The 14,490-nt window shown below is 40.5% G+C and carries 15 protein-coding genes and 1 tRNA gene; 6 read left to right on the plus strand and 10 right to left on the minus strand.

Annotated elements, in window-relative coordinates:
• Window positions 1–6: 6 nt before the first annotated feature.
• The 6 genes from dnaJ to hrcA all read right to left on the minus strand — a co-directional run bounded on the left by dnaJ (window position 7) and on the right by hrcA (window position 6,468).
• Window positions 7–1,146 (minus strand): molecular chaperone DnaJ, encoded by a 1,140-nt coding sequence (dnaJ, locus tag TASI_RS05790; protein ID WP_014111832.1) that lies wholly within the window; start codon window positions 1,144–1,146, stop codon window positions 7–9.
• A 6-nt stretch (window positions 1,147–1,152) separates the two neighbouring features.
• Entirely contained in the window at window positions 1,153–3,105 is a 1,953-nt protein-coding gene (dnaK, locus tag TASI_RS05795) for a molecular chaperone DnaK (protein ID WP_014111833.1), read from the minus strand.
• Between the two features lie 130 nt (window positions 3,106–3,235).
• A complete protein-coding gene (gene grpE, locus TASI_RS05800; protein WP_014111834.1) occupies window positions 3,236–3,832 on the minus strand; it encodes a nucleotide exchange factor GrpE in 597 nt (198 codons plus the stop codon).
• 69 nt (window positions 3,833–3,901) lie between these two features.
• Window positions 3,902–4,462, minus strand: coding sequence for an LbetaH domain-containing protein (locus tag TASI_RS05805; protein ID WP_014111835.1), 561 nt, complete (start codon window positions 4,460–4,462; stop codon window positions 3,902–3,904).
• Window positions 4,449–5,462: a ferrochelatase gene (gene hemH, locus TASI_RS05810; protein WP_014111836.1), complete on the minus strand. Its 1,014-nt coding sequence runs from the start codon at window positions 5,460–5,462 to the stop codon at window positions 4,449–4,451. The genes TASI_RS05805 and hemH overlap by 14 nt, the downstream gene beginning before the upstream one ends.
• Window position 5,463: 1 nt before the next feature.
• Window positions 5,464–6,468 (minus strand): heat-inducible transcriptional repressor HrcA, encoded by a 1,005-nt coding sequence (hrcA, locus tag TASI_RS05815; RefSeq protein ID WP_014111837.1) that lies wholly within the window; start codon window positions 6,466–6,468, stop codon window positions 5,464–5,466.
• Between the two features lie 104 nt (window positions 6,469–6,572).
• Between hrcA and TASI_RS05820 the strand changes: the two genes are divergently transcribed.
• Entirely contained in the window at window positions 6,573–7,475 is a 903-nt protein-coding gene (locus TASI_RS05820) for an NAD kinase (RefSeq protein WP_014111838.1), read from the plus strand.
• Window positions 7,469–9,160, plus strand: a complete 1,692-nt coding sequence (gene recN, locus TASI_RS05825) for a DNA repair protein RecN (protein ID WP_014111839.1) — start codon at window positions 7,469–7,471, stop codon at window positions 9,158–9,160. Before TASI_RS05820 ends, recN begins: the two co-directional genes overlap by 7 nt.
• A gap of 92 nt (window positions 9,161–9,252) precedes the next feature.
• Here recN and dapB read toward each other — a convergent pair whose 3' ends face one another.
• The gene (gene dapB, locus TASI_RS05830; protein WP_014111840.1) at window positions 9,253–9,993 is read right to left on the minus strand and encodes a 4-hydroxy-tetrahydrodipicolinate reductase; all 741 of its coding nucleotides are present in this window, start codon (window positions 9,991–9,993) and stop codon (window positions 9,253–9,255) included.
• 3 nt (window positions 9,994–9,996) lie between these two features.
• On the minus strand, window positions 9,997–10,416 hold the full coding sequence (locus TASI_RS05835; protein ID WP_014111841.1) for an outer membrane protein assembly factor BamE: 420 nt from the start codon (window positions 10,414–10,416) through the stop codon (window positions 9,997–9,999).
• Between the two features lie 92 nt (window positions 10,417–10,508).
• Here TASI_RS05835 and fur point away from each other — a divergent pair, with 92 nt between their 5' ends.
• Window positions 10,509–10,925, plus strand: coding sequence for a ferric iron uptake transcriptional regulator (fur, locus tag TASI_RS05840; RefSeq protein ID WP_014111842.1), 417 nt, complete (start codon window positions 10,509–10,511; stop codon window positions 10,923–10,925).
• On the opposite strand, the gene murB is transcribed toward fur, so the two are convergent.
• On the minus strand, window positions 10,918–11,934 hold the full coding sequence (murB, locus tag TASI_RS05845) for a UDP-N-acetylmuramate dehydrogenase (RefSeq protein ID WP_014111843.1): 1,017 nt from the start codon (window positions 11,932–11,934) through the stop codon (window positions 10,918–10,920). The two genes, fur and murB, sit on opposite strands and share 8 nt — an antisense overlap.
• A 128-nt stretch (window positions 11,935–12,062) precedes the next feature.
• Between murB and TASI_RS05850 the strand changes: the two genes are divergently transcribed.
• Window positions 12,063–12,138, plus strand: a tRNA-Gly gene (locus TASI_RS05850).
• 50 nt (window positions 12,139–12,188) lie between these two features.
• Here TASI_RS05850 and TASI_RS05855 read toward each other — a convergent pair.
• Window positions 12,189–12,482 (minus strand): nucleotidyltransferase family protein, encoded by a 294-nt coding sequence (locus TASI_RS05855; RefSeq protein WP_014111844.1) that lies wholly within the window; start codon window positions 12,480–12,482, stop codon window positions 12,189–12,191.
• 97 nt (window positions 12,483–12,579) lie between these two features.
• Here TASI_RS05855 and dmeF point away from each other — a divergent pair, with 97 nt between their 5' ends.
• The gene (gene dmeF, locus TASI_RS05860; RefSeq protein ID WP_014111845.1) at window positions 12,580–13,599 is read left to right on the plus strand and encodes a CDF family Co(II)/Ni(II) efflux transporter DmeF; all 1,020 of its coding nucleotides are present in this window, start codon (window positions 12,580–12,582) and stop codon (window positions 13,597–13,599) included.
• A 31-nt stretch (window positions 13,600–13,630) separates the two neighbouring features.
• Window positions 13,631–14,446, plus strand: coding sequence for an RsiV family protein (locus TASI_RS05865; RefSeq protein ID WP_014111846.1), 816 nt, complete (start codon window positions 13,631–13,633; stop codon window positions 14,444–14,446).
• Window positions 14,447–14,490 lie beyond the last annotated feature (44 nt).

Below are 14,490 nucleotides of genomic sequence, written 5' to 3' on the forward strand. Positions count from 1 at the left end.
TCTAACTTATAGACTACTAAAAAAATCTTTTACTTTGTTTGTCCAATGCTTATTTTGAGGTGAATTTTTTCCCGAATTCTTCTCAATTGTCGCATCAAACTGACGTAGCAAATCTTTCTGCTCATCGCTTAAATTAACAGGCGTTTCGATATGAACATGACAGTAAAGATCACCAGGCACAGAAGAGCGTACACCTTGAATACCCTTACCTTTTAAGCGGAATACCTTACCTGATTGCGTACCTTCAGCAACAGTAATATTCGCTTTGCCCTGAAGAGTGGGCACTTCAAGAACGCCACCTAGAGCCGCTGTCACAAATGGCAATGGCACTTCGCAATGCAAATCATCCCCATCCCTCTCAAAAATTGGATGTTTCTTTATAGAAATCTCTACATACAAATCGCCTGATGGACCACCATTAATTCCAGGTTCACCATGACCATTTAAGCGAATACGCATACCATGATCGATACCTCGTGGTACATCCACAGATAGCGTTTTTTGTTTACGCACATGACCTGCACCACCGCATTTATCGCAAGGATCTTTAATAACTGTACCAGTACCTCCGCAAGCATGACATGTTTGTTGGAAACGCAATGGTCCTTGTCGAACTACGGTGGCACCTGTACCGTTACATGTAGGACAAGTAGTAGGTTTTGCACCATTTTTTCCGCCAGTTCCGAGACATGAACCACAAGTGTCGTAACCGTTAAATCGAATCTCTTTTGTATATCCAGAAGCAGCTTGCTCTAGGGTAATCTCTAAGCGATACCGTAAATCATTTCCGCGGAAAGACTGAGGCTGAGCACGGCCACCACCTCGAGAAGCACCACCAAAAATATCTCCGAATATGTCACCGAATATATCTCCAAAATCTGCACCAGCACCAAAGCCGCCACCGCCGCCCATACCATTAGGGTCGACTCCTGCATGGCCAAACGTATCATACGCTTGACGTTTTTTAGAGTCAGAAAGAGTCTCGTAAGCCTCTTTCACTTCTTTGAATCTTTCTTCAGCTTGTTTGTCATCGGGATTGCGATCTGGGTGATATTTCATAGCTAAGCGACGATAAGCTTTTTTTATCTCATCGTCGCTCGCACCCTTTGCAACTCCTAGAACTTCATAAAAGTCACGTTTAGCCATTGGGTATTACTTGCTTTCTGAATCCTCAGATTTAACTTCTGTAAAATCAGCGTCAACTACATTATCGTCTTGAGGAGCTGAATCCGCCTCAGCCGCACCAGCTGCACCTGCTGCTTGAGCTGCCGCTTGTTGAGCTTGCATATCTGCGTACATCTTCTCGCCTAATTTTTGAGATGATGTGAGAAGAGCTTGAGTTTTAGATTCAATTTCCTCTTTGTTATCGCCTTTAATAGCTTCTTCAAGATCTTTGATAGCTGACTCGATAGCTTCTTTTTCTGAAGCCTCAAGTTTATCGCCGTATTCAGTTAAAGATTTGCGAGTTGCATGAACTAAGCCATCAGCTTCATTACGCACTTTAACTAACTCCGCAATTTTCTTATCTGCTTCTTCATTATCTTGAGCATCTTTAACCATGCGTTCAATTTCTGCATCAGTCAAACCAGAGTTCGCAGTGATAGTGATTTTGTTTTCTTTTCCAGTGCCTTTATCTGTAGCTGACACATTCAAGATACCATTTGCGTCGATATCTAGAGTAACCTCAATCTGAGGAATACCGCGAGGAGCAGGTGGGATTCCTTCAAGATTAAATTCACCTAAAGCTTTGTTGTACTGAGCAATCTCACGTTCACCCTGGAACACTTTAATAGTTACTGCAGGTTGATTATCCTCCGCAGTTGAGAACACTTGAGTATGACGTGTAGGGATAGTGGTATTTTTCTGGATAAGCTTAGTCATCACACCACCCAATGTTTCAATACCTAAAGAAAGCGGAGTCACATCAAGAAGCAATACATCCTTACGATCTCCTGAAAGTACAGAACCTTGGATACCAGCACCTACCGCAACAGCTTCGTCTGGATTCACGTCTTTACGAGGAGCTTTACCGAAGAACTCTTGCACCTTCTCTTGAACTTTAGGCATGCGAGTCATACCGCCTACCAAAATTACATCGTCGATATCGCTAACTTTAATGCCCGCATCTTTAACCGCAATACGGCATGGCTCGATTGTACGTTCGATAAGATCTTCAACTAATGCCTCTAATTTCGCACGAGACAATTTCACATTCAAGTGTTTTGGACCTGAAGCATCCGCAGTAATATACGGAAGATTAATCTCAGTTTGAGTAGTAGATGAAAGTTCGATTTTCGCTTTCTCTGCAGCCTCTTTTAAACGTTGTAGAGCAAGCACATCTTTAGATAAATCTACGCCCTGATCTTTCTTAAATTCGCTAACAATATAGTCGATGATTCGTTGATCGAAGTCTTCACCGCCCAAGAAAGTATCACCGTTTGTAGATAGCACTTCAAACTGATTTGCTCCATCCACATCTGCAATTTCGATTATTGAAATATCGAATGTACCACCACCTAAGTCAAAAACTGCAATCTTACGGTCGCGAGATTCTTGCTTATCAAGACCGAAAGCAAGAGCTGCAGCTGTTGGCTCATTGATAATACGTAGTACATTTAAGCCAGCAATTTTACCTGCGTCTTTAGTAGCTTGGCGCTGACTGTCGTTGAAATATGCAGGCACAGTAATCACTGCATCTTTAACTTCCTCGCCCAAATAGTCTTCAGCAGTTTTTTTGATTTTGCGTAGGATGTCCGCTGATACTTGTTGTGGAGCTAATTTCTTACCGTTAGCTTCAACCCATGCATCGCCGTTTTCTGCTTCGACGATTTTATAAGGCATAAGATTAATATCTTTTTGAACTTCCTCATCCTTAAAACGACGTCCAATCAATCGCTTAACAGCAAAAATTGTGTTTTGAGGATTAGTTACAGCCTGACGCTTAGCAGGAGCACCCACAAGAATTTCTCCGTCTGCCGCATAGGCTACGATAGATGGAGTTGTACGTGCACCCTCAGAGTTTTCGATGACTTTAATTTGGCCGCCGTCCATAACTGAAACGCAGCTGTTAGTAGTTCCTAAGTCAATACCAATAATTTTAGACATATTGAAATCCTTTAAATAAATTCTTTATGATTTGTATGTATGGGTTGCATAAAAAATTTCAAGAAAAAATAGAAAATTTTCTTCCCTTAGGTGGCAATGGCCCCGCACCCCATCAATCTTTCCCTTTAACCTAACCAGCCGATACTATCACTAACGCAGGACGAACCACACGATCTGCTAATTTATACCCTTTTTGTAATACCTGAACGATACAGTCTTTCTCTACATCAGAGTCAGGGACAGATGAAATTGCTTGATGAAAATTAGGGTCAAACTTAGCTGAAGCTTCAGGAGCAATTTCTGTAAGATTATTTCTCTCTAAAGCTTGAGTTAATTGCTTATAAGTAAGATCCATGCCCTCTTTTAGACTTTCTAGACTTTGTTCTTCCGCACTTAAAGCAGCCTCTAGCGAATCTCTTACTGGCAATAACTCCGCCGCAAACCCCTCCAGTGCATATTTGCGAGCCTTAATAATCTCTTCATTTGAACGACGTCTAATATTTTCTACTTCAGCCATAGCACGCAAACTTTGATCTTGCATCTGCATAACTTGCTCTTGAAGCTCAGAAATCAATTTTTGTGGGTCTTCACTCTCAACAAAACCGTTATCCTGTTCTAATCCCTCTAATCCCTCATCCTCGATTTGATCCTGAATATCCTCTGAAGACTCATTATTTATTTCTTCATTAAGCTCAGAGTTATTCAAATCATTATCAGTATTTTGCATAAATACTCCAAAAAAATCCCTAGTTACTCAATGTATCTAGGGATGGTTTTGATTATTTCAAGTAATTCTTCAAAGAGTATTTTGGATTTTCCTATAGGCCGCCGCAAAACTAATATTTGTAAGCATAACGGATTCAGAGAAATTGCGTGCATCCTCAGGCACCGTATCTAATTTGTTTAGGTCAGTCGCTTTTCGAACAACAGTCGCAGATGGCAAATAAAATCTCTCAGGAATATCGTGGCTGTCGACCACACAGTTATGACGCAATACAGATTCATCCCCCACTACCGAGTTATAAACCACAGTATTAAAGCCCACAAACACACGGTTTCCAATAACACATGGCCCATGAATAATAGATCTGTGGGCAATGCTTGAGTGCTCTCCAATCACAACTGGTGCCCCATCCTTAGAATGAATTACTACCCCATCCTGAATATTAGAATAAGCACCGATTGTAATAGGCTCGATATCCCCATTTGCGTCTACCTCATCAGCACGAATAACGGCATATGGACCGATAAACACATTCGGCCCAACAATAACCCTACCACAGACAATAGCCGTCGGATCAACAAAAGCCGTCTCAGATACTTCAGGAAAATCTCCTCTAGGATTAAGTCTTAACATTTTGACTCCAATTACTAATATGGTCATTGATAATATTTGCTAGCCCCTGAGCCCAAAATTCATCACCATTAAGACATGGGATATAGCTAAATTTCTCGCCCCCATTTTCTGAAAATATTTCTCGCAATTCGCGGTCGATTTCATCTATTGTCTCTATGCAATCAGCCGCAAACCCAGGAGCAATAATATGCACATTTTTTACTTCCTGAGCTGGGTAAGAGCGTATAACCGATTCAGTAGCAGGCTCAATCCACTTTGCCCGACCAAATTTCGATTGAAATGCCAAATCTACTTGAGGCCCTCCCTGTGGCAATGCCCCCTTTATCAGCTCCACCGTCCGCACACATTGCTCATAATAAGGATCTCCCGCATCGATCATAGTTTGTGGCAGTCCATGAAAGCTGCATAGCAATCTGTCTGGCTTTCCATGCTCATCCCAATGCCTTAAGATCGACTTGACAATAGCCCCAATATACTCCTCTCTTTCGTAATAGCTTTTTATAAAGCGTATCTCGGGAAGGTTCCTAATTTTATTTAAAGCTCTAGATACTGCATCGTAAACAGACCCAGTAGTTGATCCCGAATACTGCGGATACAAAGGCACGAATAAAATTCTTTCAATTCCCTCATTACCGAACTTTTTGATTTCATCATTAATGGAGGGCGATCCGTATGTCATAGCCACCCCAACGGAAATGTTGCTTGATAAGAATTTTTTAATATTTTCCGCTAAATCCTGCGTATGATACAAAAGCGGAGCACCCCTCTCCTCAGACCAAATACTTTCATATTTAGGTACTAATTTTGGAGCTCTTAGTGGCAATATAAACGCATTCAATATCACTTTCCAAATAACTGGATTCACCTCTATTACGCGTCTATCAGATAAGAATTCTTTTAAATAGGCCCTGATTGCGGATGTTGTTGGTTTCTCTGGTGTACCTAAATTTATAAGAAGAACGCCTATGCGATTATTATGAGAATCTAATGAAGAATGCATATTAACCATTCAATGTATTTGATAATAATTTAGCCGTGATATCAACTATGGGTATAACCTTATCGTACGCCATGCGACTTGGACCTATCACGCCTAAAGACCCTATGATTTTACCATTTGATTTATAGGATGATGCGACTATAGATAAGTCCTGAAGTGGCATGTATGGCGACTCTCCGCCAATATAAATCTGCACTCCTTGAGAATGCGATACCAAATCCAGTATATGTGCAAGTTCCGATTTTTGCTCAAAAAGCGAAAATGTCTTCTTGAGTTTTGAGAGATCACTGACCAAATCTTCAGAATCGAGAAGTTTTCCCTGACCTGCGATTTTTATTTGACCACCCGAAGATGTCAATCCAGAATCTATAGCCGATTGCATTAGGGATGATATATCAAGTTTTAAGTCTTTCAGCTGATTTGTGATTTCGCTTCTAACTTGTGAAAGAGGCATGCCTGAATAATGTGTATTTAAAAATAAAGCCGCTTCATGCAATGATGAATCCGTAATTTCAGGGTTCACATTTAGTATCTTATTGAACACTTCACCTTCAGGTGACACTAAAATCATCAGAACCGTTCTGTCCGAGAGTCGCACAAATTCGATATGCCTAAAGTGCAATTCTCTATTTGGAATTACAACTACACCTGCAAAATGTGTAAGTTTTGAAAGAATGCCTGCCGCCGTTTCAATTAAATCTGGAACTGAATTTGCATTTGAAGTACTTAAAGCTTCTTCTATGATTGCATGGCTCTCACAAAAACTCGGTTTAGAAGTAAGCAAATTATTTACAAAATATGAATACCCTTTTGGTGTGGGTACCCGACCAGCAGATGTATGGGGGCTATGAATAAGGCCTAGACGTTCTAGATCCGACATAACGTTGCGTATAGTTGCTGATGACAAACTGAAATGAGTGGCCAAAAGCTTAGACCCAACAGGTTGACCCTTTTGAATATATTCTTGAATTAGTTTAGTAAGTAATTCTGAAGATCTGTCATCCATCTCAAACCCATTATGCCCTAGGATAAAAAAATCCTAGTACCAATTTTATACACTGCTTAATATATAATTCATTTAATCATATTTTGCTTATATAAGGTTGATCTATGCATTTTTCAACCATTGCTTTGGTTGGGCGTTATCAAGATTCAGGCATGGACGTGCCTTTGCGTGAATTGGCTAATCAGCTAATTGATGCGGGAATTGAAGTTATTATCGAAAAAGACACAGCTAAATATACTCGATTAAATGAGTATCACATTGGCTCTATGGACCAGATTGGTGCACTTGCAGATATGGCTATTGTTTTAGGGGGTGATGGCACAATGTTGGGAGCCGCTCGCTCACTTGCACCTTATCACGTGCCATTACTTGGCATAAATCATGGTCGTTTAGGATTTATAACAGATGTTCCAGTACATAAATCAAAAGCTGCAGTGCAGTCTGTTATTGAAGGAAAATTTACAGTTGAAAAAAGAGCCTTACTTGAAGGCTCGATAATTCGTGGGTCTGAGGAAATTCATGCAGGTATCGCACTAAATGACGTAGTATTAAATCGTGCTGGCATCGCAGGGATGATAGAGGTGTCCGTTGATTTCGATGGGGTTCATATGTATAGGCAGAGGGCCGACGGCATAATCATTTCCACCCCTACAGGATCTACTGCATATGCTCTATCTGCGGATGGACCAATTATGCACCCTAAAACAGATGCGTTTTTAGTCGTGCCCATTGCACCGCAGACACTATCGCATAGGCCTATTGTGCTCCCTACTAGTGGAGCGATAACTCTAACCGTATGCGATGCGAGCCATTCAGGGTTTGGAGCAAACGTGCACTTTGATATGCAAAGCTGGAATAATCTTCAAGTTAACGACAAAATCATGGTACGAAAATCCAAGAATCCAGCTCAGTTTATCCATCCAGTGGGATATAGCTATTTCTCAACTCTACGCAAAAAACTGCACTGGAATATCATGCCAGAAGGCCATGAGGAAGGCGAATGCTAGTTTCTCTGCATATTCGTGATTTTGTGATTGTAGAACGTGCAGATATTTCTTTTGAGGAAGGATTTACTGTATTCACGGGTGAAACTGGAGCTGGAAAATCTATTTTGATTGATGCTTTACTTCTAACACTAGGGCAAAGAGCGAGCTCATCTGTTGTACGCAGTGGCTGTGCAAAGGCTGATATAACCTCAGTTTTTACTGTTAGCGATAATGTAGGGCATTGGCTTAAAGAGCACGATTACGGGACAGACGAGTTAATTTTGCGACGCATTATTGATTCAAATTCAAATAGCAAAGCCTTTATAAATGGGGTGCCGTGTACATTGGCACTAATGAAGGAGATTGCTGAATTAGTGATTGATATTCATGGCCAGCACGCACATCAACTTTTATTACGCTCACAATCTCAACGCGATTTACTTGATGCACAGGGAGGTCATTTCTCATTAGTACGGGAAGTAGCTGATGCATGGAATAAATGGCAATCAGCAAAAAAACTACTAGATGAAGCAAAATCAAAAGCCGATAGTATTGATAGAGAAATTGCACAGGTTCAGTGGGAGCTTAGTGAGCTTCAAGAATTGCAGCCTGTTGAGGGCGAATGGGTTCTTATAAATGAAGAGCATACTAGGCTTTCAAATGCGAGTGAACTGATTGAAGGCGTTGCTCAAATCATTAATCTGCTTGATTCGGAAAACGATGGTGCTGTATGTGCCTATGGTTCTGGAGTTGGTGTTGGTGTAGTCGATGGCTTAGAACAAAGCGTCTCAATCTTAAATGATTTAGTTGAGAGCGATAAATCCTTGCGTGATATATTAGATTCATTGGAATCCGCAAGAATCGCTGCAGATGAGGCTCACAGTGAATTACGTCGTTACCTCAATAATGTTGAAAATGATCCCGCACAACTCGATTCAGTTGAAGCACGTCTTCGCAAATACTACGATTTATCGAAAAAATTTCGCTTTCAACCAGAGGATGCACTTGAGCATAAACAGCGGTTAGAAGCACGATTGGCTGATCTTGAAGTGTCTGTTGATATTGATGGGCTTGAGACTCAAGTTCAGGATTGCGAGAGTAACTATATGTCCATTGCCAGTAAACTAAGCGAAGCAAGAAAAGCCACTGCAGCGACTCTTGGGGCAGAAGTTAGTAAGGCTATGCAAACACTAGCGATGGAGGGAGGACGATTTGAGATAGCGACGGAAGCATTGCCACAAGCGAATGCTCATGGATTGGAATCTGTTCAATTTTTAGTCGCAGGTCATGCGGGGACCGAAGTTATGCCATTATCGAAAGTCGCATCTGGAGGGGAATTAGCACGAATATCGCTTGCAATTTCGGTTATTGCCAGCCGTGCGCAACAAGTGCCTACTCTTATATTTGATGAAGTTGACTCTGGGATTGGGGGCGGCGTTGCAGAAATAGTAGGCAAACTTTTGCGTAAACTTTCAGGCGACCATCAGGTTTTGTGCGTCACACATTTGCCTCAGGTAGCGGCATGTGCTCATCATCATTTTGAGGTCAATAAAGAGAGCCGAGAAAGCGGAACCATCTCAACGATACGCGAATTGGATGAAACGCAAAGAGTGGACGAAATCGCTCGTATGCTTGGAGGCGTGAAAATCACGGCGACTACTAAAGCACATGCGAAGGAGCTCATAGAGACAAGTTCTGAAGAGTGAGGGATTTAGATCTATGAGTGGGATTTGCTTAGGAGAATAAGCTCTAAGCAAGGGCCTAAGCCTTGGACCTGAGATTGGAACAAAGCAAGGGCTTATAAATCAGAAGCGATAACGTCCTGCATATCGAATAAGCCAGTGTCCTTGCTCTCAAGAAATAGAGCCGCCTTAAACGCCCCTTCAGCATAATGCTCACGGCTCGAAGACTTATGCGTGATTTCAATAACCTCGCCTTCACCGCAAAACATAACCTTATGTTCACCGACAATAGAGCCGCCTCGTACCACAGAAAAGCCAATATGCCCATCCTTACGAGCCCCAACCTGACCGTGGCGCGTCCAATCGGCCACATCCGCAAGATTCACGTCCAATGTGTCAGCTATAGCCTCACCCATCATAATAGCCGTGCCTGAAGGAGAATCGACCTTATGCTTATGATGAGCTTCGAAAATCTCTATATCATAATTTTTTAATAGCTTAGCCGCTTCTTGCAAAAGCTTAACCGTCACATTAACGCCGAAACTCATGTTCGAAGCCATCACAATAGCGATTTTCTGAGCCGCTTGCTCGATTCGATGCTTCTGCTCAGCAGTAAAACCCGTGGTGCCAATGACCATTTTCGTACCCAGCTCTTCGCACAAAGGCAGGTAATGCATAGAAGCTTCGGGTCTAGTAAAGTCAATAAGACAATCAGCCGCACGAAGGCCTTCGAGCAACTGCTCATCCGTCATACCTTGATCAAGAAGAGAGACAATTTCAAGTCTCGCAATTTGAGTGGCTGCCTCTTGAAGCATGCGCCCCATACGGCCAGAGGCCCCTGAGATAGAAATCTTCATAAATTAGTTGGCTGGAACTTCAGGTGCGGCTTCAGGCTTAACACCACCAGTTTGTTGAATTTTAAAAGTCGCAGGCTGCGATTGTGGCAATGGATCCGCCTTCCAATCCACCAATCTATCGTTACTGTCAAACCAAAGGCTTAAATCCCGTTTAATCATAGACCCAAATCCTGATTTAAATGTGTAACGATAATCCCAGCGATTAGCCCTAAAGATATCTTTTGAAACAGGATTTCCTAATGCGAAGACCACTTGTTCTTTGGTCATTCCTTTTTGAAGTAAATCTAACTGCTCCTGAGTTACCCAGTTACCTTGTTGAATTGGAGCCTTGTACGGAAATCCCCATCGACCACCACTACATCCAGCAACAAATGACACTAGCAGAATTGAAAATGCGATCTTAGGTAAATTCGATTTTTTCATAGTTATTGTAAGAAGATTTCGTAAACATTAATTATAAAGTGTTTTATCGAAAACGGTTATAATGAAACCCAATAATATATTTGGGGATTTGCATGAGCGACTATCAAGAATTGCAAAATAAAGGCCTGAAAGCCACTTACCCTAGACTTAAAATTCTTGACCTTTTTAGAAATTCAGAAACGCGTCACTTAACTGCGGAAGATGTATTTCGACTACTTTCTGCGGAAAATGTGGATATCGGTTTAGCAACCATATATCGTGTTTTGACACAGTTCGAACATGCTGGTTTGCTTATGCGTAACCAGTTTGATAGCACAAAATCTGTGTTCGAACTAAACGATAACGAGCATCACGATCACATGGTATGCGTCTCTTGCGGAAGAGTCGAAGAATTTGTAGATGAAACTATGGAAGCGGCTCAGAATAAAGTTGCGGACCACTATGGTTTTGAACTACTAGATCACACCATGACTATTTACGGTGTTTGCCCGAATTGCCGAACTAAATAATTCTCGGCTCTGGTTCGATTTTAATTCCAAATTTTTTATAAATATCCGCACTTATGGCATCTGATAATTCCAAAATATCGGATGCCGTAGCCCCACCTTTATTTACCAAAACTAGTGCATGATTCTCGTGAACTGCAGCAGGCGTTCCTAGGCTTTTCCCCTTCCAACCCGCAGCTTCAATAAGCCATGCGACAGCCACCTTGTATGTATTCTCATTAATAGGATAGGCTTTAATTTCAGGAAAATCCTTAATTATCGCTTCAAATTTTTCGCGGTCCACATAAGGATTGAGAAAGAAACTACCAGCATTGCCACAGAAAGCAGGGTCAGGAAGTTTCTGAGTACGTATATCAATCACAGCATTCATAATCGCCCGTGCATCAGACGTTTCACTTATACCTACATACTTCAGCAAATCCGCATAATTTATATCTGGTCTCCACTCCTTCGGGATGGCAATGCCCACGTGACTTATCATCGGCTTATATCCATGAGCCTTAAAGTAACTCTCCCTATAAGAGAACTGGCACTCATCCTTAGAAAAAATTTTGTGAACTCCAGTCTCTAAATCGACAGTTTCAACAGATTCAATAAATGCAGACACATCTTTTCCATAAGCACCTATATTCTGAACTGGGGCCGCTCCAACTGTACCTGGAATAAGTGCGAGATTTTCAAGACCAGGCATATCATGAGCGATTGTATACAAGACAAGTTTGTGCCATAACTCACCTGCTCCTATACGTAAACGATAATGTTCATCTGTGTGCTCTAGGTGTTCAATTCCAGATAGATGATTGATTATTACAAGCCCATTTATTTGCTCTCTTAAAATGACATTACTACCACTTCCTATTATGTAATAAGGCAAGTTGAGTTCTTTAATAGTATTAATGAGTGAAGGAATTTGTTCCTCTGATTCTAAGTAGCCGCCGTAGGCCGCTTTTGATTGAAGTTTAAAAGTATTGTGAGTGGTTAAATCAAAGTTTTTTTGTGGTAAAAACGTCATATTATTTTAATAAAGGGAATTTGTCTTGACGTGAAAGAAAGTAATCATTATAATTTATTTCTTTTGTAGACGGTAGAGATACTGCTTTACAAACTACTTCTAAATGCAAAGCTCTTTGCGTTTATGATGCGGGAATAGCTCAGTTGGTAGAGCGCAACCTTGCCAAGGTTGAGGTCGCGAGTTCGAGACTCGTTTCCCGCTCCATTTAAACTTTTCCATATGCTTTATATATTCGTTAATTCTTAAAATAGAGATCATAAAGTAATAGCCTCTTTTAAAACAGTTTCCTTGAATTTTGTCGGTAGTGAATTCTCCTCTATTACATCAAAATTTTGACCGAAGAATTCTTCGAGGTCAGCACATAACCCACCTAAATCCAATAACGTAGTTCCTGGAGAAGTGCTTACTAAAAAATCAATATCACTGTCCTCAGTATCCTCCCCGCGAGCAACTGAACCGAATACTCTTAAATTACTTAATTTATTTCGTTTGGAAAAACGAAATAAAATTTCATTCCTATGTTTTTTTAAAAGTTCTGAGGGTCTCATGGTATAACGTAAAAATAAGTATATTGTCATTGTAACTTAGCTTGAATACCAAGCTAATAAAACTGGCTTAGCCTAATATGAGTGGGAGTTATTCAACATGACTACCGAACACATTGAACATCAAATCTACAGATCAAAAATAGAACATGAATTTGGTCAAGGTAATAAATCCAAGGCAGAAGTAAGAACATTTTGGGTCATGGTTATAACATTTGTGACCATGTTCGGAGAAATTTTTGCAGGTATATGGACGGGGTCTATGGCCCTGCTAGCAGACGGAATACATATGGGTGGTCATGCTCTAGCTCTAGGTCTTGCATTTGCAGGCTATTATTTATCAAGACGTTATGCAAGAGACAGACGACTAAGTTTCGGAAGTGGAAAAATTAATGAACTAGTTGCTTATTCCACCTCTCTTTTATTATTGATTACGGCCGCTTTAATTACTTATGAATCTTTATATAGGCTATTTAATCAAAATGAGATTAAGGCTCAAGAAGCATTAATTGTTGCTGTACTAGGTCTTATCATAAATTTAGTCTCTTTTGTGATTCTTAAGGGTAGCAACGATTTTGAAGAAATCGAACATGGGCATTCCCATAGCCACAGCCATGATCATATTCATGAACATGATATTGAATATGAAGCAAAAAGCGAAGCAGCGATGGCGTTGCCAGAGAGAAAAGATAACAATCTTCAAGCAGCCGTTTTACATGTACTCACAGACGCAGCAACTTCAGTAGCGGCCATTATAGGCATCCTTGCCGCATGGGGATGGGGTTGGACGTGGCTTGACCCGCTTATCGCATTGATAGCTAGTGTTTTAATAGGCAAATGGACCATTGGTCTCATGAAGCAAACAAGCAAAGTATTACTTGATGCCACTGCGCCTGGGTCAGTTGAAGAGACTATACGTAAAAAACTTGAAAGTGCAAGCGATACAGAGGTCATCGATTTGCATGTCTGGTCAATTGGTCAAGGATGCTGGACCATGATTGCATCTGTAATCCACCACGGTTCTATGACTCCTCAAGACTATAAATCACTACTAAAAGGCATGAAAAACCTGCATCATCCAGTGATAGAAGTTCAACATTGTAAGCACGAGATTATTTAATTATTAACAAATTTAATTAAGGTGATTTAGAATGAGACAACTCCTAGGATTATTGGCCACTTTAATTTGTTTGACACCACCATCTTATGCAGATTCAAATGTTAAATCTGCTATACAACGCGTTCACATAACACAAAGCGAAACTTCAAAAAAATTATCCGATAACTCAACATGCTCACCTGAATGCCCTGTAGTTGAAGTATATTTTTTAGAAACTAACTTGCCTGAGATTGATGCAAAAATTAATCTTGATATTCTGGAACTTCTAATTTCATTTGATTCAGATAATGCCCTACCTCCTGAGAAATACTCTCCAGAGACCGCAGATGCAATTATTAGAGGTGTGTTTAAAAAATTAGTAGCCCATGATAAAAGCAATTCGATGAATTTTGCTGGTGCTAGTGAGATAAAAATTGAGCCTAAATATGAGCATTATTGGGATGAAGACGAAAATAATAGACTCTTAGATTTTTACACTGAATATAGTTACTTTCTGCTTGGTTCGCCTCAACCAAGCACTGGTATCTTTATGTATACATATGACATTAAGAAAGGATTTATTATCTTAGCCGATTTGGTTGGACAGAAAAATGTTCAAAAAGTTAAGGATTTAGCTTATAGAGAATATGTTCGAATGAATAAAGAGAAAGGAATTCAAGAACCCTTTTTAGATAAGCAACACTTCTACCTATCTAACAATTTTATGATTACTGCTGATGAACTAAGATTTGTTTACGACCCTGGTTCAATCAATTCTATTGCAAAGGGCAGTCAAACAATAATGGTTCCACGTAAGTTAATACAACCGCTGCTTGAAAAAGGATATAAAAATCAGAGGCGGGATTGAGTTAGGGATAGAATATTAAAACTAATTTTACGCAGTTTTAAACA

Origin of the sequence: Taylorella asinigenitalis MCE3 (assembly GCF_000226625.1) — a bacterium.
GTDB lineage: Bacteria > Pseudomonadota > Gammaproteobacteria > Burkholderiales > Burkholderiaceae_B > Taylorella > Taylorella asinigenitalis.